This window comes from uncultured Metabacillus sp., from assembly GCF_947503125.1.
Taxonomy (GTDB): domain Bacteria; phylum Bacillota; class Bacilli; order Bacillales; family Bacillaceae; genus Metabacillus.
Window position 1 is genome coordinate 90,125 of the sequence record NZ_CANNCR010000003.1, and the last position, 26,173, is coordinate 116,297.

Below are 26,173 nucleotides of genomic sequence, written 5' to 3' on the forward strand. Positions count from 1 at the left end.
GAGACAGCCCCTTCTTAATTGGACATCTCATTGCTAAGTACTTTATTAAAGGGTGAAAAAAATGAAAGAAAAAATAACCATTTTAGTTATCGATGATCATCCAGCAGTAAGAGAAGGGACAAAAGCTATTCTGGAAGCGGAGCCCGGGGTTCAGGTAGATTGCTTAAATCCTCCCTATACAGTTGAGGCTTTTGAACAATATGATTTTTCCCCATTTGATGCGATACTAATGGATTTGAATCTTGGGGACATTAACGGAATGGAGCTTTCTAAAACGATTATTCGCATGGAGCATTCATGCAAAATTATCTTGTATACTGGCTATGATGTGGAGGATTATTTAGAGGAGTCACTTCGACTTGGCATTCATGGAGCAATCAGCAAGACCGAGTCGAAGGAAAAGCTGCTCTCCTGTGTTCGTCATGCCATTAATGGAGATATAGTCGTCCCTTATCAATATTTAAGAAATCTGCTTCATCATAAACAATCAAAAACTGCTGATTCTGACTCTGTTCAAAATGTCTTTAACGAACGTGAAAAAGCGATTCTGCATGAGGTTGAAAAAGGGTTAACCAATCAAGAAATTGCCGATCAGTTGCATTTAAGCAAAAGATCGATTGAATACAGCTTGACATCCATTTTCAATAAATTAAATGTCAGTACCCGTACAGAGGCAGTTCTCATTGCAAAAGCAGAGGGAATCATTGAATAGTAGAGGATAAGGAGCCTGTTCATTTGGCTTCTTTTTTGAATTTACAAAGTCTAATTTAGTTTTTACGAAAACTAAACATAGGATAAACATTGTCATGATGTTCATGCTTTATGATGGTAACAAAGCCTGCATGAAAACGGTTAACCGTTTTCATAAGATAGGAGGTTATCATATGGACATTCTGGCTATAACACCTACATTGCTATTTCTATGTTTCTATTTGCTTTTTGTGGTGGTTTTACTAAGAAAATAACGATTAGGCTGTGTTATACTCATTGTATTCTACATAAAGACATTATAAGATGAAGGAGGTAGTGAAGTGGACTTTAATGTGAAGAATACCTTAATGGAGGCATTAGGTATAGAGATCACATCGGTTTCAGCAGAGGGAGTAGTAGCGACAATGCCGGTTGATCACCGTACACATCAACCGTTTGGATTATTACACGGCGGTGCTTCTGTCGCATTGGCGGAAACAGTCGCAAGCATAGGCGCCTATTCTTTAATTGACCAGGAAACAGAAGCTTGTGTCGGACTGGAAATCAATGCAAATCATATTCGCGGGAAAAAATCAGGGACCGTGACCGCATACGCTAAGCCTGCCCATAGGGGAAAAACAACAATGGTATGGGAAGTTAAGATTGTTGATGAAGAGAATGAATTAATTTGTTTGTCACGGTGTACAATGGCTATTCTAAAAAAGAAGCACTAAAAAAAGAAGATGGGTTCATCTTCTTTTTTTAGCTTTCCGTGCTTTTTTCAAGTCATTACGGACACTCTTAGCCCATAAAGGAACACCCGTATTGTAGGCAGCCCTCATAATGAGATGACCAGCTACAGGTGATGTAATAAAGACAAAAACAATTCCTAAGAGCACACGGGCACTAACATGATGATCAATTAGTAAATAATACATAAATAAGCCTAACAGAATACTTAAAACACCTAAGGTTGAACTTTTTGAGGCAGCATGGTTGCGTGTGTACGTATCTGGAAGCCTGACAACACCGATCGCTGCCACTAAACTGAATAGGGCGCCAAGGAGAACGAGAAAGCCGACGATAAATTTACTGATCTCGATCATTTTCGATGATTTCTCCTTTCTCCAGCCATTTTGAAAAAGCAACGGTTCCAATGAATGCTAGAATCCCGATTAAGAGAATGATCTCCACAAATGCATTTGAATTGAGAACGATTGAGATGATGGCCGTAATGCCAATTAAATTTATGCCTATCGCATCTAGCGCAATCACTCGATCGGGTGTGGAAGGCCCCTTCACAAGGCGGTAAACAAATAATAAAGTTGAAATTGCAACAATGAGCAGCGATAGGCCGATGACAAATTTAAACATTAACGGCTCACCTCCTTAATAGCCTTTTCAAATGAATTTTTAATATCAAGGCGTGCTTGCTCTACATCCTCAATATCCATTGCATGAATGTAGAGGGTTTTATTGTCCTCAGAAACCTCTAACACGAGTGTACCTGGTGTTAAGGTAATTAAATTCGATAGGATGGTAATTTCCCAATCCTTCTCAAGCTCTGTTTCTAAGGCAAAAATGCCTGGGCGCATTGTAAGCTTCGGTGATAAAATGACTTTTAACACAGAGATATTTGCTTTAACAAGCTCAATGCAAAAAATAAAGAAAAGGTTGATGACAGCAATCACATTTAGTAAATAAAAGCGATGGTCAAAAAATTTCCTGAACGCAAAGATAATAAGTCCGCCAAAGAAATAACCTTTAAAAAATGCTAGAGTTGAATAATCATTTGATAGAAACATCCATATAAACGCTAGAAAAAAATTAAGTAAAATTTGAAATGCCATATTCACTACTCCTTCATTACTGCTTGAATATAGATTGTCGGGTCAAGCAGAGTTTCGGTAGCTTGCGATATATAAGGTGAAATCCATTCAACACCTAATCCATATGCAACAGTTAATGTGAGCAAGATGACAATCGGTAAGAGCATTCCTTTTGCCGATCCTTTTTTGGATGCCATTTCCGGCTTCGGTTCTCCCCAAAAGCCGTTAATAAAGATCTTCATGACAGAATAAAGGACGAGCAGACTTGAGAGAAGGACGATAAAGGAAATCGTATATTCCCCAGCTTCAAAACCGCCTTGGATGATTTTCAGCTTTCCAACAAATCCGCTAAACGGCGGAATTCCTGCCAGTGCTAATGCAGCAATAAAGAACATCCAGCCCAAAAACGGATGACTTGCAATCAACCCGCTTATTTTTCGTAAATTGCTTGTTCCAGTTATCGCAATGATCGCTCCAGCTAAGAAAAACAATGCTCCCTTAATGATCATATCATGAACTAAATAATACACGGACCCTTCAACAGCATTTGGCGTATTTGCAGCCACGCCAAATAGGATAATGCCTACAGCAGTGATAATATTGTAGATGACAATTTTTTTGACATCCCAATATGCGATTGCACCAATGACTCCGAAAATAATCGTGAAGGCAGCTAACCATGCCAATAATTGATGGGTAAAGGATGGATCATGATAAAAAATAAGCGTGAAAACTCTCGTTAATGAGTATATTCCAACCTTTGTTAACAGCGCACCGAATAGGGCAGTGACAACGGATGGCGGTGCTTGATATGAACCAGGCAGCCAAAAATATAGCGGAAAAAGGGCACCCTTCAGACCGAATACAATTAAAAATAGGAGGGAAATAACGGTTAGCAGCCCCGTTTGCCCCATTTCAGCTATTCTTACACTTAAATCCGCCATGTTTAATGTTCCAGTAACAGCGTAAAGGTACGCAACCGTGATAACGAAAAGCGCAGACGAAATGACGTTTACGAGAATGTATTTAATTGATTCACGAAGCTGAAATCTCGAGCTCCCTAATACGATTAATAAATACGAAGACATGAGCATCACTTCAAAGAAAACAAACAGGTTGAAAATATCACCAGTTAGAAAAGCGCCTGATACACCTAAAATGAGAAATTGTACACCAGGATAAAAATAGAATTTTTCCCTCTCCATATTTATCGATGAAAAAGCGAACAATAACGATGTAAAGGCAATAATACTAGTTGTTAAAACGAGTAAGCTTGAGTACATATCCGCAACAAAAACAATGCCATAGGGCGCCTTCCAATTGCCAATCTCCAATGTTTGAATTCCATTTGTGTGAACCGTTTGAACAATAATACACGAAATCATGATTCCGGCTAATGAAGCGATCGCACTCAGCCATCTCTGAATCTTGATGTTTTTGTTAAAAAAGATTAAGATGATCCCTGCAAATAAAGGTATAGCGATTGGTAAGATAATTAAGTTATTCATTATAATCATTTCCCCTTAGTTGATCCATATCATCTGTTCCAAGCTCCTGATAGGATCGATAAGCTAGGACGAGGAAAAACGATGTAACCCCGAAGCTAATTACGATCGCTGTTAAAATTAACGCTTGCGGCAATGGATCAACATAGCTTTGAGCATGCTCACCAAGCAGGGGAGCAGCTCCCTTTTTTAGTCCGCCCATTGTTAAAATTAATAAATGAGCGCCATGACTTAGTAAACCAGTTCCAATAATGATGCGCAATAAGCTTTTGGAAAGCATTAAATAAACGGCAGCAGTAAAAAGAACACCAACCACGATAGACATTAAAACTTCCATTATTCCGTCTCTCCAATCGTTTGGATAATGGTCATTGTTACACCAATAACAACGAGATAAACACCTAGATCAAATAGGACGGCAGTTGCTAATGAGGTTTTCCCAAGTACAGGGAGATCAACATAACTGAACGTGTGGGTTAAAAATGGAACATCGAAGAAGAATGAACCTACCCCGGTCATTAGAGCAATAAGCAGACCGGTTGCCGTCAATTTGATATAGTCAATTTTTAACGAATTCACAACTGTTTTTATATCAAAAGCTAAAAGTAACAGCACAATTGCTGAAGCTGTCATTAATCCGCCGATAAATCCTCCTCCTGGAGTATAGTGTCCAGAAAAGAAGAGATGGAGGGAGTAAATAATAATAATAAACACAGCGATCTTTGTTACCGTTTGGAATATGAGATCATTTGTTTTTATATTTGTTTTCTTCACCCTTCTTCCTCCCTTTTTACATTCAGGCGTATCATGCCATAAATACCTAACGAGGCAATGCCCAAAACGGTAATTTCAAACAATGTATCAAAACCTCTAAAATCGACGAGGATGACATTTACCATGTTTTTCCCCCCAGCAAGCTTATAGCTGTTTTCAATAAAATAGCTTGCAATGGTGTCTGTAACACGCTGACTGTTGGCTGACAATGCGATCAATGTCACAATCGTTCCTACCCCTAAGGAAATGATCAGGTTCGTCATTCTAAACCGAAGCTTTTTCTCCTTCTTCTTAAACTCTGGTAAATGATAAAAGCAAAGTAAGAACAGAGCAACTGAAACGGTTTCAATACATAATTGAGTAAGAGCTAGATCCGGAGCTCTAAATAAAACGAAAAAGAGTGCTAACGAATACCCAACTGATCCAAGGGCAATGATTGCTGTTAAACGGGATTTAGAAAATAAAACAGTGATCGTTCCAATGATCATTACCGCAGCAAGAACCGCTTCATAAATTCCCACAGGTGCCGTGCCTTTTAGCGAAAAAGAAAATCCTTGTTTCAAGATAAGCGCAGTTCCTAAAATAACGATAAAAAATGTAAAGATATAAACTAAATAATCCCGAATAAATCCTGTCATATAGAATTTTGTTATTCCTAGAGAGGATTTATCAAGACGATATAAGGCTCGGTCATATCCTTTATTTAATGTAAGCTTTTCTGGAACGATGCGATAAACGCCGCGCCATTTTGTCAATGTGAAATAGCCCAGTGCTCCCAGCAAGACTACACCAATCGTCATATAGAGCTCAGGTGTAGGGCCGTGCCACTGGCTTAGATGAACATGGAAATGTCCACCGTCCCTAAGTAAGTTTGGCAAAATGGAAGCCATGGCAGGTTCTATAATCGTGTACGCTAAAATGTTAGGGAAGAAAAAGAAAATAATCACAAGCGACGCTAATATAATCGGTGAAATCAGCATCCCGATTGGCGCCTCATGCGGCTTTTTCTCAAGCTTCTCAGGCTGATATTTCCCGGTAAATGTTTTAAACACAAGAACCATGCTGTATATGAATGTAAAGATGCTTCCGACCCAAGCGATAATCGGGAATAAAAGCCCGATCGTTTCAGCATTAAAAAAGTCCATTTCAAGAACATGAAGCATACTAGTAAAGAACATCTCTTTACTCAAAAATCCATTAAATGGCGGCAAGCCTGCCATTGAGAAGGCCCCGATTATTGAAATTGTAAAGGTAATCGGCATTAGACTCATTAGACCGCCAAGCTTCCGAATATCACGCGTACCTGTTTCATGATCGATAATTCCTACGACCATAAATAAGCTTCCCTTAAATGTAGCATGGTTGATTAAATGGAAGATCGCTGCGAGTGTTGCGACGATAAAAAGATTATCATCAATTGAATCTAGTGCGATGGCAGCAGATCCGACACCAAGCATGGACATAATCATCCCGAGTTGACTTACGGTTGAAAACGCTAAAATTCCCTTTAAATCTGTTTGTTTAACAGCATGGAAAGAGCCCCAGAACATCGTGAAGATCCCAAATGCCGAAACAATCCAAAACCATTCAGGTGTTCCTGCGAATACAGGGCTGAATCTGGCAACTAAATAAATTCCGGCTTTTACCATTGTTGCAGAGTGTAAATAGGCACTAACAGGTGTAGGCGCCTCCATAGCATCTGGCAGCCAGATATAAAAAGGGAACTGTGCAGACTTCGTAAATGCCCCAAATAAAATCAAAATTAATGCAGGGATGAACAAGTCATGTTGAGTGATTTCAGGCACTTGTCCAATGATTTCTCTAATACTAAAGGAATTTGTCATGATATAAAGCATAATGAATCCGCCAAGCATAAGCAGTCCGCCAAAAATCGTAATGAACATCGATTTTTGTGCACCATAGCGGGATTTCTCACGCTTATACCAGTACCCAATCAAGAGAAAGGAGGAAAGGGAGGTGAATTCCCAAAACGTATACAGAACAATTACGTTATCTGATAGGACAACACCTAGCATAGCACCCATGAACAGTAACAAATAAACGTAAAACGTATGTAATTGCTCTTTATCTTTTGATAGATAATAAATCGAATATAAAATAACAAGTGCACCAATTCCTGTGATGAGCAATGCAAAAAGCAAGCCTAAGCCATCTATGTATGCAGTAAAATTAATGCCAAGAGAAGGAATCCAATTGGCTGTAGAGATGACTGGCTGACCGTTCATTGTCGTGTTTATATATTGGAAAAAATAGATAAAAAGTAGAATTGGTAAAACCAATACGAACCAGCCTGTATGAACTCTATTGAATAATTTATACAGGATTGGAACAAGTATGGCTATTAAAAATGGTGATAAAATGGCCAAATGTAATAATGTCATTTTTTAACCCCCTTACAGTATTGGCGTTATTTGGTAAATGATCTGGTTGCTGCTTTACTAATTTATTATGTTCTAGAATGCAGATTGGTATGAAATCGTCACCTGAAATGTCCATTTCAAGTTCATATGAACATAAAAATGATAACAAATTTCTGTGAACTTGTATATTCTTAAGATTAAAGAGCATCCTAAATCTTGAGGTGATTTCATGCAAAAAATGAAGCTTCTTGTCGCTGGATGCTTGTTTTCATGCATGTTTGGCAGCGGATGGTTTCTAAATGAAAAAATCAAAAGAGAATATGTTGATTCGATAATAGAGGGAGAGTCAACTATTCAACTTATTAATACAGAGGCAGAAGTTGAATTTTTACTTCAGGAAGAAAAAGTATTTGAAAAATTTAAACCACGGGAATATGTTCGGATCGTTACCCGGTAAACAGGATGTAAACATAGAAGCATTCTGTTTTTATAGGTACATATTCATAGAAACTGTAAAAATTTACTTGTCAAATAGAGAATTCTACCTCATAATTATGAAGATGAAAAATCAAAGATAATTTGAGGAATGAAAATGAAAAATACATATTTTACTAGTTACTTTCCACTTATTACGATTTTATTATTCAGTACATCCTTGTCGATTGCGACCGTTATGGCGGTGATCGATTATCTGCAGATTTTTGGAATCTATGAAGGTATGCTAGAGTTTTTTTCGAATAATGGAATTAAACTGGCTTTATTTATTTTATTTGCGCTGCTCTATTTTATGGTTTTTTCAGCATTAAAATTAATTGCAAACACAGTCACCGAGCTTTCCCTTTTATTTTTCTCGAAGGATGTTACAGGTGAGAATCTTTCAAAAATAAGAGGCGGTTCAGCCATCTACTTGATCGCAGGAGCACTATCTCTAGCTGCAATTCAATTCCCATTAGTGATTGTAGCGATCTTTCTTGTAGCAACAGGCTGTTACTTTGTCTATATTGTCTACAAAATCAGTAACTCGCTCACTTCCTTTTCTTTGATCGGCTTGGTTTTGTTTCATGTCCTATTTTGGTTTATTTTTCTATTAGGAACGATGTATTTATGCTTTAGATTGTATAACAGTATAATGGCAAGTTTGCCGGTTTAGAGGCGGTTGCGGCGGATATCATTAGAAAAGAATTCGTTGACAAAATCAGAATAGTGCCGATATATTCTGAAATTCGCTGATAAAATCAGAATAACGCCGATATATTCTGAAATTCGCCGATAAAATTAGAATAACGCCGATATATTCTGAAATTCGCTGATAAAATCAGAATAACGCCGATATATTCTGAAATTCGCCGATAAAATTAAAATAACGCCGATATATTCTGAAATTCGCTGATAAAATCAGAATAACGCCGATATATTCTGAAATTCGCCGATAAAATCAGAATAACGCCGATATATTCTGAAATCCGCCGATAAAATCAGAAAAACGCTGATATAAATTGAAATCCGCTGATAAAAACAGAAAAGCGCCGATATAATTCGAAATCCGCCGATAAAATGATAAGCATTAAAAAGATGGAGCTGACATAAAGTCGCTCCATCTTTTTCTCATGATAAAAATCGTTTCCGAACTTCAGGGGAAGGAATCATGCATTGGTCGCTTTTCCCAAACCATTTATAGCGATTTTTCGCTACAAAATTGTAGAGAGCGTCTCTAAGCGGTTTTGGAACAATGATGAACAAGGAGCATAATGTCCAAAGCCCTCCAAATTCTTTGCATACTTGGATGGCAGCTGTTGATTTTTGATAGCAAGTGTTATTTTTGATAAGAACGAAGCTGTCAAAATCATGTAAAGGAAGATTGTGCTTTTTTAGCAGTTCTTGCCCAATAGGTGATTGAAGGGCCGCAAACTTAAATTTTCCCTGTTTATCATGCCGAATAACAAATTGAACCGAATGATTGCAAAAATGACATACCCCATCAAAAAGCAATATGCGTTCATCTGAAATGTTCATTTACAGCCTTCTTTCTATTTCATGATATCTCTCCAAATCAGCAGTTGAGGTCCTTGGTCATAAAGATTGCTAACATTACCAGCCTGATCTTTTCCAACCCAAACACCTGCTGTGTATCGATCTGTTAAGCCGACAAACCAAAGGTCGCGATAGTCACTGGATGTGCCAGTTTTTCCGCCGACATATTCGCTACTAACGGCCGCCTTCTGTCCTGTTCCACTTTTTACAACAGCAGCTAAAAGCTTGCGCATTTGATCATTTGTCGTTTCCTTCCAAACTCGAACAGGATTTTCCTTCCATTCATAGAGCGTTTTTCCAGATAAGTCGGTGACTTTATGTATCGCATGATTTTCAACATAAAGTCCATTATTAGCAAATGCTGTATAGGCCCCGGTTATTTCTAACGGTGAAATGTCAAGAGCACCTAATGCTGCTGATAGTTCATAATCATTTTGTAATAAAGCAGAAAATCCAAATGGCTCTAAGTAGGATAAACCTGTATCAATTCCTATTTTATCTAGCATGCGTACCGCTGCAGTATTATATGAATATTTTAAGGCTGTTTCGAGGCTCACCATCCCATAATTCTTTTTACTATAATTTTCCGGACAGTAATCAGCTTTACAGAAAGCTCCTGCGTCAATCTTAGAATTTGCTGTTGCCCCGGTTAAATCAATATAAGGTGCATAATCAAGCAAAGGTTTTATCGCAGAACCCGGATGGCGATATGCTTGATATGCTCGATGGAACGAGTACTTTTTATAGTCCTTTCCGCCAGAAAGGGCAACAATCTTATGTGATTGATGATCAATTACTGCCGCTGCACCCTGCACTCGGTCAGAAGGTATATGCTGCTCGAGTGCGTTATCAAGCTTCGTTTGTATGGACGAATCTAATGCTGTATGAATAATAATCCCTTTGCTTATGATGTCGTTAACTCGTTCTGAAAGCTGTTTTTCGATTTGCTCTTTGTTTTGTGATTTAGCAAGCTTTTTAGCATAGCCTTCTTTTTCTGAAATTAATTGTTTTAATTCTTCATGAACAAACGTAACATAATCAGGATAACTATCCACTTTTTTGTTAATTGAAAGAGTAATAGGGTAGTGGACAGCTTCTTCCATTTCCTGTTTTGAAATGGTCCCGGTTTGATAAAGCAGGCTTAACAGGCGCTCTTGGCGATCCTTTGTTTTACCAAAGTTTTTTATTGGGTCATACATGGTTGGGTTATTAGGGATAGCACTGATAAAAACAAGCTCTGCTAAATGAAGCTCTTGGATCTGTCTGCTAAAATAGAAGGTTGCTGCTGTTCCGATCCCGTACGTGCCGTTTCCAAAATAGATTGCATTTAAATAAGCCTCAAGAATCTGCTCCTTTGTAAAGTTTTTCTCAAGCTGGTAAGAATAAAGGAGTTCACTCAGCTTGCGGTTATAGGTTTGTTCATGAGATAAATAAACATTACGTGCAAGTTGCTGTGTAATCGTACTGCCGCCTTGCTCCACAGCTTGATTTTTCGCGTTGATAAAAACGGCTCTCAGCATTCCGGCAGCATCAAACCCAATATGCTCAAAAAATCGTTGATCTTCAGATGCAATATATAAAACTTTAACAGCCTCAGGTATGTTTTCGTAACGTATATATACCCGATTTTGCTGGTTAGAGGTGATTTCTGAAATCAGCTCTCCTTCATGATCAAAGATATAACTGTTTTGTGCTAATTCTATTGCTTCGATCGGGATCTTTTTCTCCAAAACAGTCCCTAGTCCTTTAACGGCTTTCGATTCTTTACCAGCAGCAAATCCGCTGAAAAGAAAAATTGGCACCATGAGGACAACACAAATCCATCCAAATACACTTCGCAATCTAAGTCACACTCTTTCTTAACAATTATTCTAGTCTTATCTTAATCTTAATATGTAGTGAAGAATCTGCATGTAAAGTTTCGATAAGTTTTGCCATCACAGTAGGAAAATCCACCTACTAACTTCATTGTAACCGATTCTTTCCAATTAGCGGAAAAATTTTTTGCATGAAGGAGGAAAACCTTTTATTACTTAATCCAATTGAAAAAATAGACAAGGGATAATTCATTATTTTTTGAAAAATTGAAGTTAAATTGGCAGCTCCGATGATATAATAATAGAAACAAACTGTTGACTTTACAAAAAGGAGGGTTGAGATAGTATGAAGGGACAAGAGCGATTAATTTTTATCGATTTTGAATTTACAATGCCGGAAGGAAAGGCAAAGCCTAAAGGGTTTTATCCAGAAATAATTGAAGTTGGCATTGTTTCTGTTTTAAACCATGAAATAGAAGAGCAATTTTCCTCATATGTTAAACCGATGCGATTCCCCTTATTAAGCGAGCGCTGTAAAACCTTTCTAAAGATCTCTCAAGCTAAAATTGATGAGGGAATTTCCTTTTCAGAACTTCTAAAAACGTTAACAAAATACAATGATCCATCTCCTGCTACTATCATTACTTGGGGGAACATGGACATGAAGGTATTGCGGCAAAATTGTCAGATGAATGGTGAGGTCTTTCCGTTTACCGGGAATATCAGAGACCTATCAATGGAATATAAAAAATTTTTTGGTGACCGTAACCAAACTGGCCTGTGGAAGGCGGTGGAGGAATATGGGAAAAAAGCAACAGGTAAGCATCACTGTGCGTTAGATGATGCGTTAACAACCTATAATATATTTAAGTTGGTTGAAGAGGACAAACGATACTTACAGAAACCAACGCCTCCTACAATTGGTGATAGAATTGATCTAGCGAAGGTATTAAATAAGTATGCAACATAACCAAACACAGACTATACCATTCATAGATAACATACTCAATAACAATAGTTGTCGTTTTGGTGTACGAATACTTATTGTTATTGAGTCATGTTGACCGATTACGCTTTATTGGGGAAGTAATCTGCCTCTAATGAAGAAATCATGGTGAGTGATTTTTGCGCCCATGGGGTATCCATCACTTCTAATTCGCTTTTTAGAGCAACAACCGCTTGCTTTAGCGAATCCTCATATTCTGGGATAGATCCATCATAAGGTTTGACCATTTGCTTAGGAATATTTGTTTGTTCATTGTACGCTAATGCACGTCTTTCATGAAAAAGCTGAACATCTGCTTGTTTTGGATGATGTAAATCGCCTTGTTGCGGATGCTTAAGGACAGCTTTTACTTTAACCAAATAATGCATTGGACGAATATCCGTAATTTCTCCAATATATTTTCCGGTTTTGTAGATTCCTGTAACGATTTCTCCTAACTTTCTTTCTTCCATTTCGCATCAATCCCTTTTCTTCTAATTGTACGAGCTTAATCTATTGTTATCTTAACATGCTAGAATAAAAAAATAATATTGAATGTTTTATGAAAAGCAAATACAGCCTAGTGAATCGGAGCAAAACTTGTTATAGTAAGGGTAAGAAAGGTCGTGACAATATGATCCAATTCATCCCTGTTTTAGGTTTGTTTTTATATTTTCCGGAAGATAAAACGGAATATATTCCAGCAGGTATTACGATGGCGGTCTTTACCATCTTAGCCTTCATCGCTTTTCGTTTTATCATAAAGCTATCGAAGAAAGAACAGCAAGAAGTAGACGAGCTGATAAAAAAGTCAGAGCAGAAAGAAAAAAATTAGGTAACCAAAAAGGTCAGATCCCTAACCAAACCACAATATACAAGATCTAAGAAAGTCAGAACTTATATATTGTGATTTTTAGAGGGTCTGACCTTTTTAATAATACACCAGAATTTATATATTTTCTTAACATAGCTTGCGTTTCTGAATTTAGCTCCAGGTGCCATCGGCGAAGCACAGGACGTGCAAGTGCAGTTAAGAGATAAGGCCGCCCTAGTTTTTAACTGCCTCTAGGGTCTAGTCAAACAGGTATTGAAGGTAAAGAACACCTTCTATTCCTGTTCGCCTTATGCTTGTCGCCGAATGCTAAGCGCCTTGCGCTTTTTTTAAAACAGCTGTTTAGCCTGCATCTTGCTCATTATCCGAAACATAGTAAGGCAGAGAAACTATAGCAATTGTTCCTTTGTTTGGTTCACTTTTATAGCGGATGGAGCCACCGTGATTTTTTATAATCGAATAGGTAACGGTTAATCCTAAGCCTGTCCCTTTTTCCTTTAAGGTAAAATAAGGCTCCCCAATTCTGGCAATTTGTTCTGGTGACATGCCTATTCCATTATCCATAATTTTTATTCTAACAAATTCATGTGAAACATATGCTTGAATTGAAACTTTGCCATCAACATTAGGTACTGCTTCAATGGCATTTTTAATAATATTAATAAATACCTGTTTTAATTTGGCATGATCGCCTATTACATATAGTTGCTTGTTAATGTTTCCGTTAATTGTTACTGTTTTAAAATTGGCATAGGAGGTCATCAGTGTTTTAATTTCTTCTAGTGTTTCTGCTAAATCGATTTTTTCTTTCGTTATGTATTGCTGGCTCGCTAAACCTAAATAGTCCGAAATAATCGATTGAGCACGATCTAATTCAGCAAGCACAAGATTCATATACTCTTTTCTTTCGGTTATATTGTTATCTGTTGAATTTCCAATTAATTGAACAAAGCCTCTTACAACGGTTAAAGGATTGCGAACCTCATGAGCAACACTTGCTGCAAGCTCGCTGACCATCGACATTTTTTCAGCTTTCACCAGTTCCATGCGAATCAATGCATTTTCTTTCGTATATTCAATTAAATAGATGGTAACTAAAAGGATCATCGTCAGTACAAGGTTGAATGCATTCGTCATATAAAGGTCTTTTACTGGAATGATCGCATTTTTAAAAACGCTTTCAACAACGAGCGAACAAATTGAAAATCCAAAGAGGACTGCACCATAAACAATTGCCCAGCCTTGCTTCCGTTTTAACCCGAAACTTTGCCATTTGATTCGAAGCAGATAGGGAAGCGTGCAATAAGCAATTAAACATAAAATAACCGAATACCATTCTAGATGTAATAGGAAAAAATGGTAAATTAAAGTTGGCATCAATGTTAATAAACCTGGAATAAATCCTCCATAAACAATACTGATAAATAAAGGAATCCCTTGAAGGTTAACGTATATTCCTTCCGCAAGTTCAATCGGGTAAAGAATACATAGTATGGAAGATAGAATCGTACTGCAAGAAATAAGAATTTTGTTTGGCTCTAATACTTGAACATGTGTTTTACTTAGCCAAAATAAATGATAGATGAAAATTGGAAAGATAATAAATGTAATTTGCAGGATGATATCTTTTAACAGTTCCATTAGATTGTCACCTTAGAAGTAGTTTGCCTAATTATACCATTAAATCTTCGCAAGAAGGGTTAATTTTTAATAAATTTACGTTTACATTTTATTAAAGAAGTGCTCAAAGGGCAGACTCATTGAGACTGCCCCTTCTGACAACTTCTATTTTAATGCTCTAACTAAACGATTTAATCCATCCTCAACCGTTTCTCTTGGGCAGGCAATATTCATTCTTAAAAATCCAGCACCGTTTTCACCAAATTTAGAGCCAGGTTCTAAACCAAGCTTTCCTTTTGTGAGAAGAAGTTCTTTTATTTCTTTGTCTGTCTTCTTTAGATAGCGGGCATCAAGCCAAACAAGATAGGTAGCCTCTGGCCGCATCACTTTTAACTCTGGAAGATGCTCTTTCAGGAAATCTTCAATAAAATGAATATTTCCTTGTAAATAGTCAATAAGCTCATCAAGCCATTTAGCTCCATGGGTATAAGCTGCTTCCATAGCATCTGTACCAAGTGTGTTTAATGTAAAAAGACCATAGAGCTGAAGGACAGCATTATATTTTCTTTTCAGTGTATCGTTTGAAATGAGGACAGCTGATGCCTGAAGTCCTGCTAAATTAAATGTTTTGCTTGGGGCAATACATGTAATGGTCCGATCCGCTATTTCATGATTAATTGAAGCGATTGGTGTATAGTGGTTATCAAATAATAACAAGTCAGAGTGGATATCATCTGAAACTATCAGAACATCGTGCTTGATACAAAGTTCCCCAATTCTTTCTAACTCTTCCTTCCTCCATACACGCCCGCTCGGATTATGCGGGTTACAGAGAATAAACATTTTCGTCATTGGATCAGAAAGCTTTGCTTCAAGGTCATCAAAATCAATATCATAACGATGATCATTGTTTAATAAAAGCTGATTATATAAGACCTCGCGATTATGCTTTTTGGCTACTTCAAAAAATGGATAATAAACTGGAGGCTGAACGACAATTTTGTCGTCGGGACCTGTATATGCCTGGATTGCCAAACTAATCGCCGTTACGATTCCAGGGCTATATGTAATGATACTTGTGTCAATTTCCCAATGATGGCGGGTTTTTAACCAGTTTTGAATAGCTTGCTCTGTTTGCGCACTAGGGATGGTATAACCAAAAATCCCATGTTCAACACGTGCATGCAGAGCATTGAGCACCTCATCCGGCGCTTTAAAATCCATATCGGCTACCCACATTGGCAAGATATCGTCCATGCCAAAGATTCTCTTTGTATCCCATTTCACGGAATTTGTATTCATTCGATTCAGTACCTCATCAAATCTGCTCACTTGTTTTCACCTCAGGTATAAGATTGCTTGCTCACCTTGCTTTTCCTATTATCTTTAATGATAAATGTGATACAATGACAGTGCAAAAAATAAGATTGGTAAAGGTGAAAAAATGGAATCACAGCAAACGAATCTAAAATTAATGGAGCTTTTATTACAGTGGGATCCGCTAGGCTATGGAGAGGGTAGCTATGAAACGGAAGTAGTGGACGTCCTTCAAGCTGTTCATCAATATGATGATGTCATGCTCCTTGCTAGAAAAATTCAAGCGATCTATGAGTTTTCATTTGAAGAAATTATCCCTCTGCAAAAATGCGAAAGCTTAGCTAAGCAGCTGCTTCTGATAAAAAATAATTTAAGCTGTGAATTATAATAAAGGTTGAGGCAAAAGGTGCTAACACTTTGCCTCAGGCAGGAAAACTTAATTGGCATGACAAAATTCAAAAATCATATCTGACACATGCTCCGGTCTTTCTTCAGGGACTAAATGACCCGTGTTTTTAAAGGAAAAAAAGTTGGAATTAGGCAGGTCGTTTTTGAGTCTTTTGCCGATATGGACAGGGACGACCTTGTCCTCATTGCCCCAGATCAGAAGACTGGGCTGTTCGATTTTCTTTAACTCCTCTGGAAGCAGATCTCCCTCATGATCACGTATCATTCTGTTAAGCGCCCTGAAAATTCGGTCATCATGAAATGGCTCCATATATCCATCCATCATCTCTTGGTCAATCAGCGACCTGTCATACACAACATTGTATAAATTTTTTAATACTCCTTGGCTTGCAAGCCAATGTTTGATCCCTAAATAAAAATAAGGAATGTATGAGCCAACGATCAAGCTTGGATGAACTCGTTTCATATATCCAGAGCTGCAAAGGAGTACAACCTTTTCAAATAAATCAGGTCTTTCCTTCGCAGCAATCAGCGAAACTTGTCCTCCCATCGAATGACCGACAATATATGCCTTTTTGATTTGCAGGCTTTCGATTAATTCAATTACCAGCTTTGCCATATTCCGATAAGAATGAACAAACCTTGTTGATTTCTCTGTTTTCCCGAAAGGCGGCAAATCAATTGCTATAAGTTTAAATTCATTTTCCAATAACGGAATTATTTTTCGATAGCAAAAGCTAGAAGATAAAAATCCATGTATTAACACCATGGTCGGTTTTGAAGGGTGTTTCTCATATACTTCATAGTGAACGTTTACACCAAGAATGTTCATAGTACTGCAATAATAATGACTCTTTTCCATAAGCATTCACTCCGTTTTTCCTATAGATAAAAAGTAATCTTATGTTAAAATGAAATGTCGATTAGCATTGCCACTTTGCAAAAAAAGTGCGAGATCATCTACCAGCAATGCAAATGAATTTTATTTTTTTTATATTTTCACCGAAAAAAAAAGAATCACTCATGTAAAATCTACCCTTAATTCTTTCGGTGAAACATATGAAACCATGCTGTATAATGGTATAATTATCTGAAGATTTGAATAGTGGGAGTGGTGAAGATGAAGTTTACAGACAAGGAAGTCGAGATTTTAGAGATCTTAGAAAATGACTGTCGCCTATCTGCAGAACAAATCGCCAAAATGATTGATTTAACCGAAGCAGAAACAAAACAGTTAATAAAAAATTTAGAGGATCAGCGCATCATTGTTGACTATACTGCCCAAGTAAATTGGCGAAAGGTTGATGGTCATGAAGGTGTAAAAGCAATGATCGATGTGAAGGTACAGCCTAAACGCGGAGTCGGATTTGATGAAATCGCAAGCCGTATTTATAGATTTAATGAAGTGAAATCTGTTTACTTAATGTCAGGTGCCTATGACTTATCTGTAATTATCGAAGGGAAATCTATGTCAGCTATCGCTCAATTCGTATCAGAAAAATTATCTACATTAGATTCAGTCTTATCAACAACAACTCATTTTATCTTAAAGAAATATAAGCATGATGGAACAATATTTGAACAAGATGATGAGGATAAGAGAATTGTGGTGTCACCATGATCGAGCCTTCTCATTACCTCTCGAGTACAGTCAAAAATTTAAAACCATCCGGTATTCGCAAATTTTTCGATTTAGCTGCCGGTATGGAAGGGGTTATTTCGTTAGGTGTTGGAGAACCTGACTTCGTAACACCTTGGAACGTCAGGGAAGCATGTATCCTCTCGCTTGAGCAAGGATATACTTCTTATACAGCAAATGCAGGATTAATTGAATTGAGAAGCGAAATTAGCGATTATTTAAAAGAGAAAACAGCGATTCACTACGATCCAAAAACAGAACTACTCGTAACCGTAGGTGCGAGCCAGGCATTAGATATTGCGTTAAGAGCAATCGTCAATCCTGGTGATGAAGTTATCGTGATTGAACCTAGCTTTGTATCATATGCATCGCTCGTTTCATTAGCGGGCGGTGTTCCTGTGTCTATCCAAACAAGTGGTGAAATGGAGTTTAAACTCCAGCCGGCAGAGCTTGAAGCGGCAATTACAGAAAAAACAAAGGCGATTATTTTATGCTCGCCAAATAATCCAACAGGTACTGTTCTTGCAAAAGAAGATCTAGAGAGAATTGCAGAAGTAATTGAAAAGCATGATTTACTGGTCATTTCAGATGAAATCTACGCGGAGCTTACATATGATGATGCGTATACAAGCTTTGCTTCAATTAAAGGGATGGCTGAACGTACCATTCTGGTTTCTGGATTTTCAAAGGGGTTTGCTATGACTGGGTGGCGTTTAGGCTATGTGGCTGCAAATCCTGAATTTTTAAGTGCAATGTTAAAGATTCATCAATATTCCATGATGTGTGCACCAACAATGGCACAATACGCTGCAATCGAAGCGATGAAAAATGGGAAAGAAGATGTTCTTCATATGAAGAAAAGCTATAGACAGCGGAGAAATTTATTTGTTGGCGCTTTAAATGATATTGGCTTGACATGCCATGTGCCTGGTGGTGCTTTTTATGCTTTCCCATCAATTAAAATAACGAATCTTTCATCAGATGAATTTGCGGAAGCATTGCTTTTAGAAGAAAAAGTAGCCGTTGTTCCTGGAAGTGTGTTTGGCGAAAGCGGGGAAGGGTACATTCGCTGCTCATATGCCTCTTCATTAGATCAGCTGCAAGAGGCATTAAAAAGAATGAATCGCTTTGTAAAAAAGCTCGTGTAAAAAAGAGACTGTCCTGATTAGTTCAGTCAGTCTCATATAGAGAAAGGGGGGAATACTAGAAAGCCTTGCGCTTGTCTTATTCCCCCTTTCTTATGAACATAAACCACTTTTAAGATATTTTCTAAAGGAAAAATCTTTCATCTCTGCCTCATTTACCACACCTAAAATGTATTCCATTATGAAACAATTGAATAATAAGTCCCGTTTTATAAGCGAAAAGGGAGGGTAGTTGAAAATGTCTGAAGAAGAACTGATAAAAAAGGCTAAGCAAGGAAATATGAATGCGTTTCAGCAGCTTGTTGAGCTTCATTATCCTGTTGTTGAAAAGTTTGCCTATCAATTAGGGAATAGACATGATGAAATCGAGGATATCACTCAAGAGGTTTTTATTCGTGTCTACCGGTTTATTGACCAATTTTCGAAGGCGAAGTTTTCAACCTGGTTATATAAAATCACCTTAAATGTTACAAGGGATTTTGCTAGAAAACGACAATCAAACCTTCGGAAGGTTTTTAAAATACAACAGGACTTTCGAAATGATGATTATCCTGAAACAGAAGCAGCCGTGTTAAAAAGTGAAGAAGATCGAATGTTACATTTAGCGATTCAAAAACTTGATGAGAAATATCGAATACCGATCGTTTTATATTATTTTCACGAGAAAAAATATGAGGAAATTGCTGAAATCATGTCGATTACGCTATCAACTGTCAAAACAAGAATTTTACGAGGAAAGACGATGCTGAAAAAAGTGATCGAGGACCTTAATAAGAAAGAGGGTGACATAAATGGATGACAAACAATTTGAACAACGAATGAGAAATTTAAAACAATCCTACGGGAAAATCCCAACGGTATCATCGCCAGATAAAATAATGGATCAGCTAAAAAGACAAGAAAAGCCAGTAAAGAAACGAATCTTCTTTCAGCTTCCATTTGTCGCATCTTTTATTGGGGTTCTCCTGATCGGAGGAATTTTAGGAATACAATTGCTTTCACAATCAAACCTTTTTATAAGCGGAGAAAAAACACCAATAAAGGAACCTGTCTCAGCTAAGGATATAGAAACCGCCAATAATGAAATTAGAGGTTATTATGAACGAAGACTCGATGAGCTTATTGAGGAGCTAGACTTCGAAGAGGCTGAGCAATATAAATTTGTACAGGAAGCAAAAGCGGCCGTAGAGAAATTTGAACAACGGAAAAATTATGCAACACAAAGAGAACTTACAACATATAGGGACAAGGTAATGGAGATTATAGACGATCGCGTTTCAATGCCTAATGAACAATTTGAAACTTTCGAACAGACGGCAGAAGATGGGGAAGAAATACCTGTCAGCCAGATATATAGCTATCTTGATAAATTGGAGCTGCTTTCCGAATTGTTCTATGAAGAATGGTATCCATTATATATTGAAAATCAGCAAAATATTACGGATATTGAAGCTTACGTAGAAGGTATCAATAGTGGTGAAACCATAACAGGTGATCAAGAATTTATTGACTATACAAATAGACTTCGATCATATGGCTATACCTTTTTCCATGAAGGTGAGGGAAGTATTAATTTTGCGCCTGATTATACGAACGTTTATAACGATTTAGAAAGAGCTTTAACAGATGATGCGAAAGTATATTTGAAAATCAAGTCAGAGAAGAAAGCAATGATGGATGGGGCTTTAGTAATTAGTCATACTGAACTTGGAGAACGATTACTCGCAATTGAAGAATTTATTTTAAAAAAACCATCTTCACCTATAGTAGAGGAGCTTAAACTACAGTATCGGCATTACCTTACTCTCTATTTAAAAGGAACAAACAACACAAGCATTGTAACGGATGGTGGGAAAATAAAAGAGGAGATAAAAACCAATTTTGAAAATTTAATTAGTGACAATAAATATTCAGAAACGGCAAAAACGGTAGAAGCATTTTATCAAAAATTAAAGGATGCACAATTTATATTGACTGATGAAATAAGAGCAGAAGAAATTAGCTTGCCCGATTTGTTAAAGCCAAAAATTGAAGAATATTCTTTGGAAAAGCATTTATTGCCAATTACAAAGGAAATGCTTGCTCGATATAAGGCTTTGAAACAAAATGGCGATACAACTGTTTACAGTGAAGAATATAGCGGGGCTAATACTTCAATAGAATTTGCAGTCGCAAGAATATACATGCATGCCATTACAAAAGGCGATTTTGAGACTGCCTATCAACTTTCATATCATGGAAAAGACTCTGATTTGCCTGAGTTAGATGTGTTTATTGAACAAATGAAAGCTGCACAGGCTGATTATCAAGCATTATCAAACGAGGTAAAATATGTAAGAACAAATTATAAAGAGGAAGGTGAAGTAATCGAGCATGTTCTCATCAAAGAAACTGGCGAATCAGTCCTTTTTAAGATGAGACGTGAGAACGGTCTTCCAAAAGTTGAGTATCAACCACTTTCTTAAGCAACGACTTCAATCGTTGCTTTTTTGGCATACTATGGCTGACAATAGAAAAACCTTTTGAAAAAAAGGTGTAAATGTGATATAATTTTTTATTGCGTATAAAGAGACCTTTAAATATAAGAAAATTAGGAGTGTTATCATGACAACAAAGTACGAAGTAGGAAGTGTGCATACAGGTAAAGTTACAGGAATTCAACCATACGGAGCGTTCGTTGCACTTGATGAAGAAACTCAAGGATTAGTTCATATTTCAGAAATTACTCATGGATTTGTAAAGGATGTAAACGAACATTTAAAGCTTAACGACGAAGTACAAGTTAAGGTGCTTTCTGTAGACGAAAATTCAGGGAAAATCAGCTTATCCATTCGCGCAACACAAGAGCCGCCAGCTGAAGAAAAGAAAGAAGCACCGAAAAAACCTAAAAAACACCAAGCAACTGTTAAAACCGATACTGAAACTCCACAAGGATTCAATACATTAAAAGATAAGCTCGAAGAATGGATCGAACAATCGAAGCGTGAAGAAATCAAAAAATAAATGATCGGATAAAAAAAACTCGCCGATTGGCGAGCCTGTAAAGGTGAAGACAGAGGGGTTAGTTGCCCTTATACTTCATACTTTAAATTGGCCACTACGTCGAATAGTCTTCTACGCTGCCAATTTATACTTTCGCTTAACGTACAAAAAAAGGATGGAACGCATTGCGTTCCATCCTTTTTTCATTGGTAAGCGCAAGATTAGTTAGATGTCTAGCTCCAGCGCCTAGCCACTCATGAATTGAAGGCAAAGAACGGCTTCTATTCATGAGCGTCTTATTTGCCCTAGGCTGAGCAAGGCGCTTGCGCTTTTGTTAAAGTTTAAGAAAATGTAAAATTTTGTACTTAGTTTTAGTGTCTAGCTCCAGGCGCCATCGGCTCGAGGTCATAAGTCAAATAGGAATTGAAGGTAAAGAACACCTTCTATTCCTATTCGCCTTATGCTTGTCGCCGAATGCTTAGCGCCTTGCGCTTTTCTTATTATCTTGCTTCTGGACGAGGTTCTCTTGCAACTTCAGCTGAAGGCTTGAAGAGCAAACCGAGGTTTATTAATCCTGCAATTCCAACTAGACCGTAAATGATACGTGATAATGCAGTATCGCCGAAGATGATAGCTACTAAATTGAAATCGAAAAATCCGATAAGACCCCAGTTAATTGCTCCGATTATTGTAAGAACAAGTGCTATACGTTGAATGGCGCTCATTGTGCAACCTCCTTTGAATATGACTACATGATTAGATTGTGTAGAAAAGGAAATTATATTCAGTGGGAATTCATGGGAAAAGCAGTTTTCTTTACAATAAAAATGGTAATGTACATAATCTAACTATGGAGGCGATCTGAAAATGGAAAACTTTACATACTATAATCCAACTAGACTGATTTTCGGGAAAAGGCAGGTTCAACAATTAGAAATTGAAGTTCCAAAATATGGAAAAAATGTTCTGCTTGTATATGGTGGAGGAAGTATTAAGCGAAATGGTCTCTATGATGATGTCGTCAATGTGTTAAAGAAAATTAATGTTAACTTATATGAGTTATCAGGTGTCGAACCAAACCCTAGATTATCAACGGTTCATCGTGGTGTGGAAATATGCAAAGCGGAGAAGATTGACTTTATTTTAGCCGTAGGCGGAGGCAGTGTTATTGACTGTACTAAAGCCATTGCTGCTGGCGCAAAATATGACGGAGATGCTTGGGATATTGTGACAAAAAAACATATTCCAACAGAGGCGCTTCCTTTTGGCACAGTTTTAACACTCGCAGCTACTGGGTCTGAAATGAATTCAGGATCTGTCATCACAAATTGGGAAACGAAAGAAAAGTATGGATGGGGCAGCCCGCTTACTTTCCCGCAATTTTCTATTTTAGATCCGGTAAATACGTTCACAGTTCCAAAGGATCAAACGGTATATGGAATGGTTGATATGATGACACATGTTTTTGAGCAGTATTTTCATCATACGAAAAACACACCGCTCCAGGACCGCTTTTGTGAATCACTATTAAAAACGGTGATTGAAACGGCACCAAAATTAATCGAAGACCTAGAGAACTATGAACTGCGTGAAACGATTCTTTATTCTGGAACGATTGCTCTTAATGGCCAATTGCAAATGGGCTATCGTGGAGATTGGGCAACCCACAATATTGAGCATGCAGTCTCAGCCGTTTACGATATTCCGCATGCCGGGGGACTGGCCATTCTATTCCCAAATTGGATGAAGCATACTCTTGATGAAAATGTATCGAGATTTGTTAAGCTTGCCGTAAATGTTTTTGATGTTGATCCAAGCGGAAAAGATGTCAGAACGATTGCATTAGAAGGGATTGAAAAGCTTCGTGAATTCTGGAGCAGCATCGGAGCGCCAAGCCGTTTACAAGACTACCAAATTGGTGATGAGAATATCGAACTCATGGCAGATAAAGCGATGGTAAATGGTGAATTCGGCAACTTTAAAAAGCTAAATAAACAGGATGTAGTGGCGATTTTGACAGCATCATTATAATATTTCAAGGCTTACTCAATAGGGGCTGACCCATTCATGAAACACTCTTCTAACAGATTGTGTTTAAGTGGTCAGCCCTTTTAGTCTTTTGGTATTAACGAAAAAAATATTATTGGTTACGCTTACATAGGAAGCTTGTCTTGATTTACCTCTTTAGTTTAGATAAAGTGATAATAGCTATAATTATTTTGATGAATATTGGAGGAAAATGGTATGACACATGTACGCTTTGATTACTCAAATGCACTTTCTTTTTTTAATGAGCATGAACTTACATACTTGCGTGACTTTGTGAAAGTTGCACATCATTCAATTCATGAACAAACAGGTGCTGGAAGCGACTTTTTAGGATGGGTTGATCTGCCTAAAAATTATGATAAGGAAGAGTTTTCCCGCATTCAAAAAAGTGCTGAAAAGATCAAATCTGATTCAGATGTTCTTTTAGTAATCGGGATCGGCGGTTCTTACTTAGGAGCACGCGCAGCAATCGAAATGCTGAACCATTCTTTCTACAATTCTTTATCTAAAGAGCAAAGAAACGCTCCTCAAGTGATCTTCGTTGGAAACAATATTAGCTCTACATATATGAAGGATGTTCAAGATCTACTTGAAGGCAAAGATTTCTCAATTAACGTTATTTCTAAATCTGGTACAACAACTGAGCCTGCGCTTGCATTCCGTATCTTTAGAAAGCTTCTTGAAGAGAAATACGGAAAAGCAGAAGCGAAGCAGCGTATTTATGCAACAACAGATAAAGCGCGCGGCGCATTAAAAACTCTAGCAACAGAAGAAGGCTACGAATCATTCATTATTCCTGATGATGTTGGCGGTCGTTATTCAGTTCTTACTGCTGTTGGTTTATTGCCAATTGCGGCAACAGGTGTTGACATTGAAGCAATGATGAAAGGTGCAGCAGCTGCAAGTGAGGACTTCGGTAAATCTGAGCTAGAAGAAAACCCTGCATATCAATATGCAGCAGTTCGCAATGTCCTTTACAACAAAGGGAAAACAATCGAAATGCTTATTAACTATGAGCCAGGGCTTCAATATTTCTCTGAATGGTGGAAGCAATTATTTGGTGAAAGTGAAGGGAAAGATCAAAAAGGCATCTATCCTTCATCTGCAAACTTCTCAACAGACTTGCATTCACTTGGACAATATGTTCAAGAAGGACGTCGTGACATTTTTGAGACAGTTATCAATGTAGAAACTCCACGTCATGAGCTAATTGTTGAGGCAGAAGAAAGCGATTTAGACGGCTTAAACTACCTAGCAGGAAAATCTGTTGATTTTGTTAACAAAAAAGCATTCCAAGGTACAATGCTAGCTCACACAGATGGCGGAGTACCAAACTTAGTTGTATCCATTCCAAAAATGGACGAGTATACATTTGGCTATTTAGCATACTTCTTCGAAAAAGCTTGTGCAATGAGCGGCTATCTGCTTGGAGTAAATCCATTTGACCAACCAGGTGTTGAAGCTTATAAAGTAAACATGTTTGCGTTACTAGGCAAACCAGGCTTTGAAGAGAAAAAGGCTGAATTAGAGAGCCGTCTGGAGAAATAAGAGTTTTCCCACTAAAAATAGTATATTTTAAAACTGAACTTAAGCTTTAATCATATGGGTGAAAAAATGATGTGACCATATTTAGTTAAAATTGGTCACATCAGCCATATGATTTGCAAATGATCAATTGATTCAGTTTTCATTTCCTGACAATTAAAGTTATAAATTAACAAAATAATAAATCGAATAAATAACATTAAATAAGCGTTTTCAATTACAAAACTTCCAAATGGAATGTCAACGCAGCACGTAATATTAGATTACTTTTTCGAGAATGTTATTGTTAACATATTTAGATATCGCGAAAGTATATTTATTGAAGGGTACCATTTTTATTTCAGGTTTATTCCGAAGCATAAACAGGATCGCATTATCAATCAGAGCCGGAGCCAGAACCAGAGCCGGAGCCAGAGCCGGAACCAGAACCAGAGCCAGAACCAGAGCCGGAACCAGAACCAGAACCAGAGCCAGAGCCGGAACCAGAACCAGAGCCAGAACCGGAGCCAGAATGTTTACCATTAGCTTTTGATCCTGGGTTTCTACTTAGGAATTCTTCATTTCCAGCATCTTTTGCCTCTTTAAGTATCTTTTTTATCTCTTCTCTTCCCATCTATAAAACCA

The 26,173-nt window shown here is 37.5% G+C and carries 29 protein-coding genes; 14 read left to right on the forward strand and 15 right to left on the reverse strand.

Translation table 11 applies throughout. The annotated features are described in order from the left end of the window. The first annotated feature begins 61 nt into the window (after positions 1-61). Both Q1B07_RS03895 and Q1B07_RS03900 read left to right on the forward strand, forming a co-directional pair. The gene (locus Q1B07_RS03895) at positions 62-712 is read left to right on the forward strand and encodes a response regulator transcription factor (protein WP_299087357.1); all 651 of its coding nucleotides are present in this window, start codon (positions 62-64) and stop codon (positions 710-712) included. Between the two features lie 346 nt (positions 713-1,058). Then, complete coding sequence (locus Q1B07_RS03900) at positions 1,059-1,424, forward strand: hotdog fold thioesterase (RefSeq protein WP_299087579.1); 366 nt, start codon at positions 1,059-1,061, stop codon at positions 1,422-1,424. A 15-nt stretch (positions 1,425-1,439) separates the two neighbouring features. Here the strand turns inward: Q1B07_RS03900 and mnhG are convergent, their stop codons facing one another. Genes mnhG through Q1B07_RS03935 form a run of 7 tightly spaced genes read right to left on the reverse strand, consistent with a single transcriptional unit; the run spans position 1,440 to position 7,200 of the window. Continuing rightward, positions 1,440-1,796 (reverse strand): monovalent cation/H(+) antiporter subunit G, encoded by a 357-nt coding sequence (gene mnhG, locus Q1B07_RS03905; RefSeq protein ID WP_299087355.1) that lies wholly within the window; start codon positions 1,794-1,796, stop codon positions 1,440-1,442. Next, complete coding sequence (locus Q1B07_RS03910) at positions 1,780-2,064, reverse strand: Na(+)/H(+) antiporter subunit F1 (RefSeq protein ID WP_299087353.1); 285 nt, start codon at positions 2,062-2,064, stop codon at positions 1,780-1,782. The genes mnhG and Q1B07_RS03910 overlap by 17 nt, the downstream gene beginning before the upstream one ends. Beyond that, complete coding sequence (locus Q1B07_RS03915) at positions 2,064-2,540, reverse strand: Na+/H+ antiporter subunit E (protein ID WP_299087351.1); 477 nt, start codon at positions 2,538-2,540, stop codon at positions 2,064-2,066. The genes Q1B07_RS03910 and Q1B07_RS03915 overlap by 1 nt, the downstream gene beginning before the upstream one ends. 5 nt (positions 2,541-2,545) lie before the next feature. Then, positions 2,546-4,027, reverse strand: a complete 1,482-nt coding sequence (locus Q1B07_RS03920) for a Na+/H+ antiporter subunit D (RefSeq protein ID WP_299087349.1) — start codon at positions 4,025-4,027, stop codon at positions 2,546-2,548. Beyond that, positions 4,020-4,361 carry a Na(+)/H(+) antiporter subunit C gene (locus tag Q1B07_RS03925; RefSeq protein WP_299087347.1) on the reverse strand — a complete coding sequence of 114 codons (342 nt, stop codon included), beginning with the start codon at positions 4,359-4,361 and terminating at the stop codon, positions 4,020-4,022. The genes Q1B07_RS03920 and Q1B07_RS03925 overlap by 8 nt, the downstream gene beginning before the upstream one ends. Then, positions 4,361-4,783 carry a Na(+)/H(+) antiporter subunit B gene (locus Q1B07_RS03930; protein WP_299087577.1) on the reverse strand — a complete coding sequence of 141 codons (423 nt, stop codon included), beginning with the start codon at positions 4,781-4,783 and terminating at the stop codon, positions 4,361-4,363. Before Q1B07_RS03930 ends, Q1B07_RS03925 begins: the two co-directional genes overlap by 1 nt. A gap of 11 nt (positions 4,784-4,794) precedes the next feature. Next, a complete protein-coding gene (locus tag Q1B07_RS03935; protein ID WP_299087345.1) occupies positions 4,795-7,200 on the reverse strand; it encodes a Na+/H+ antiporter subunit A in 2,406 nt (801 codons plus the stop codon). Positions 7,201-7,408: 208 nt separating this feature from the next. Here Q1B07_RS03935 and Q1B07_RS03940 point away from each other — a divergent pair, with 208 nt between their 5' ends. Together Q1B07_RS03940 and Q1B07_RS03945 are read left to right on the forward strand one after the other, a co-directional pair. Continuing rightward, the gene (locus tag Q1B07_RS03940) at positions 7,409-7,636 is read left to right on the forward strand and encodes a hypothetical protein (protein WP_299087343.1); all 228 of its coding nucleotides are present in this window, start codon (positions 7,409-7,411) and stop codon (positions 7,634-7,636) included. A gap of 135 nt (positions 7,637-7,771) precedes the next feature. Beyond that, positions 7,772-8,329, forward strand: coding sequence for a DUF5366 family protein (locus Q1B07_RS03945; protein WP_299087341.1), 558 nt, complete (start codon positions 7,772-7,774; stop codon positions 8,327-8,329). A gap of 455 nt (positions 8,330-8,784) precedes the next feature. On the opposite strand, the gene Q1B07_RS03950 is transcribed toward Q1B07_RS03945, so the two are convergent. After that, positions 8,785-9,192 carry a thiol-disulfide oxidoreductase DCC family protein gene (locus tag Q1B07_RS03950; RefSeq protein WP_299087340.1) on the reverse strand — a complete coding sequence of 136 codons (408 nt, stop codon included), beginning with the start codon at positions 9,190-9,192 and terminating at the stop codon, positions 8,785-8,787. Between the two features lie 14 nt (positions 9,193-9,206). Further along, positions 9,207-11,015, reverse strand: a complete 1,809-nt coding sequence (locus Q1B07_RS03955) for a transglycosylase domain-containing protein (RefSeq protein WP_299087575.1) — start codon at positions 11,013-11,015, stop codon at positions 9,207-9,209. Positions 11,016-11,373: 358 nt separating this feature from the next. Here Q1B07_RS03955 and kapD point away from each other — a divergent pair, with 358 nt between their 5' ends. Beyond that, the gene (gene kapD / locus Q1B07_RS03960) at positions 11,374-11,997 is read left to right on the forward strand and encodes a 3'-5' exonuclease KapD (RefSeq protein WP_299087338.1); all 624 of its coding nucleotides are present in this window, start codon (positions 11,374-11,376) and stop codon (positions 11,995-11,997) included. A 98-nt stretch (positions 11,998-12,095) separates the two neighbouring features. Here kapD and Q1B07_RS03965 read toward each other — a convergent pair whose 3' ends face one another. After that, positions 12,096-12,485: a kinase-associated lipoprotein B gene (locus Q1B07_RS03965; RefSeq protein ID WP_299087336.1), complete on the reverse strand. Its 390-nt coding sequence runs from the start codon at positions 12,483-12,485 to the stop codon at positions 12,096-12,098. Between the two features lie 161 nt (positions 12,486-12,646). Here Q1B07_RS03965 and Q1B07_RS03970 point away from each other — a divergent pair, with 161 nt between their 5' ends. Next, entirely contained in the window at positions 12,647-12,847 is a 201-nt protein-coding gene (locus Q1B07_RS03970; protein WP_299087334.1) for a hypothetical protein, read from the forward strand. Between the two features lie 339 nt (positions 12,848-13,186). Here the strand turns inward: Q1B07_RS03970 and Q1B07_RS03975 are convergent, their stop codons facing one another. Continuing rightward, complete coding sequence (locus Q1B07_RS03975) at positions 13,187-14,485, reverse strand: sensor histidine kinase (protein WP_299087332.1); 1,299 nt, start codon at positions 14,483-14,485, stop codon at positions 13,187-13,189. Positions 14,486-14,629: 144 nt separating this feature from the next. Then, complete coding sequence (locus tag Q1B07_RS03980; protein WP_299087330.1) at positions 14,630-15,796, reverse strand: MalY/PatB family protein; 1,167 nt, start codon at positions 15,794-15,796, stop codon at positions 14,630-14,632. 112 nt (positions 15,797-15,908) lie between these two features. Between Q1B07_RS03980 and Q1B07_RS03985 the strand changes: the two genes are divergently transcribed. After that, positions 15,909-16,169 carry a DUF1871 family protein gene (locus tag Q1B07_RS03985; protein ID WP_299087328.1) on the forward strand — a complete coding sequence of 87 codons (261 nt, stop codon included), beginning with the start codon at positions 15,909-15,911 and terminating at the stop codon, positions 16,167-16,169. Positions 16,170-16,217: 48 nt separating this feature from the next. Here Q1B07_RS03985 and Q1B07_RS03990 read toward each other — a convergent pair whose 3' ends face one another. Then, positions 16,218-17,051 carry an alpha/beta hydrolase gene (locus Q1B07_RS03990; protein ID WP_299087326.1) on the reverse strand — a complete coding sequence of 278 codons (834 nt, stop codon included), beginning with the start codon at positions 17,049-17,051 and terminating at the stop codon, positions 16,218-16,220. A 258-nt stretch (positions 17,052-17,309) separates the two neighbouring features. On the opposite strand from Q1B07_RS03990, the gene Q1B07_RS03995 reads away from it, so the two are divergent. From Q1B07_RS03995 to yugI, 5 genes are all read left to right on the forward strand, one after another. Next, a complete protein-coding gene (locus Q1B07_RS03995; protein WP_046587649.1) occupies positions 17,310-17,810 on the forward strand; it encodes an Lrp/AsnC family transcriptional regulator in 501 nt (166 codons plus the stop codon). Next, a complete protein-coding gene (locus Q1B07_RS04000; RefSeq protein ID WP_299087323.1) occupies positions 17,807-18,976 on the forward strand; it encodes an aminotransferase in 1,170 nt (389 codons plus the stop codon). Before Q1B07_RS03995 ends, Q1B07_RS04000 begins: the two co-directional genes overlap by 4 nt. A 235-nt stretch (positions 18,977-19,211) precedes the next feature. After that, positions 19,212-19,772: a sigma-70 family RNA polymerase sigma factor gene (locus tag Q1B07_RS04005; protein WP_299087322.1), complete on the forward strand. Its 561-nt coding sequence runs from the start codon at positions 19,212-19,214 to the stop codon at positions 19,770-19,772. Next, a complete protein-coding gene (locus tag Q1B07_RS04010; RefSeq protein WP_299087320.1) occupies positions 19,765-21,438 on the forward strand; it encodes a hypothetical protein in 1,674 nt (557 codons plus the stop codon). Before Q1B07_RS04005 ends, Q1B07_RS04010 begins: the two co-directional genes overlap by 8 nt. Positions 21,439-21,577: 139 nt before the next feature. Next, a complete protein-coding gene (gene yugI / locus Q1B07_RS04015) occupies positions 21,578-21,976 on the forward strand; it encodes a S1 domain-containing post-transcriptional regulator GSP13 (RefSeq protein WP_299087319.1) in 399 nt (132 codons plus the stop codon). 479 nt (positions 21,977-22,455) lie between these two features. Here yugI and Q1B07_RS04020 read toward each other — a convergent pair whose 3' ends face one another. Next, the gene (locus Q1B07_RS04020; RefSeq protein WP_299087317.1) at positions 22,456-22,680 is read right to left on the reverse strand and encodes a DUF378 domain-containing protein; all 225 of its coding nucleotides are present in this window, start codon (positions 22,678-22,680) and stop codon (positions 22,456-22,458) included. 142 nt (positions 22,681-22,822) lie between these two features. Between Q1B07_RS04020 and Q1B07_RS04025 the strand changes: the two genes are divergently transcribed. Together Q1B07_RS04025 and Q1B07_RS04030 are read left to right on the forward strand one after the other, a co-directional pair. Beyond that, the gene (locus tag Q1B07_RS04025) at positions 22,823-23,986 is read left to right on the forward strand and encodes an iron-containing alcohol dehydrogenase (RefSeq protein ID WP_299087315.1); all 1,164 of its coding nucleotides are present in this window, start codon (positions 22,823-22,825) and stop codon (positions 23,984-23,986) included. A 213-nt stretch (positions 23,987-24,199) separates the two neighbouring features. Beyond that, positions 24,200-25,552, forward strand: a complete 1,353-nt coding sequence (locus Q1B07_RS04030; protein WP_299087313.1) for a glucose-6-phosphate isomerase — start codon at positions 24,200-24,202, stop codon at positions 25,550-25,552. A gap of 373 nt (positions 25,553-25,925) precedes the next feature. Here the strand turns inward: Q1B07_RS04030 and Q1B07_RS04035 are convergent, their stop codons facing one another. Next, positions 25,926-26,162 (reverse strand): hypothetical protein, encoded by a 237-nt coding sequence (locus tag Q1B07_RS04035; protein WP_299087311.1) that lies wholly within the window; start codon positions 26,160-26,162, stop codon positions 25,926-25,928. Positions 26,163-26,173: the final 11 nt, after the last annotated feature.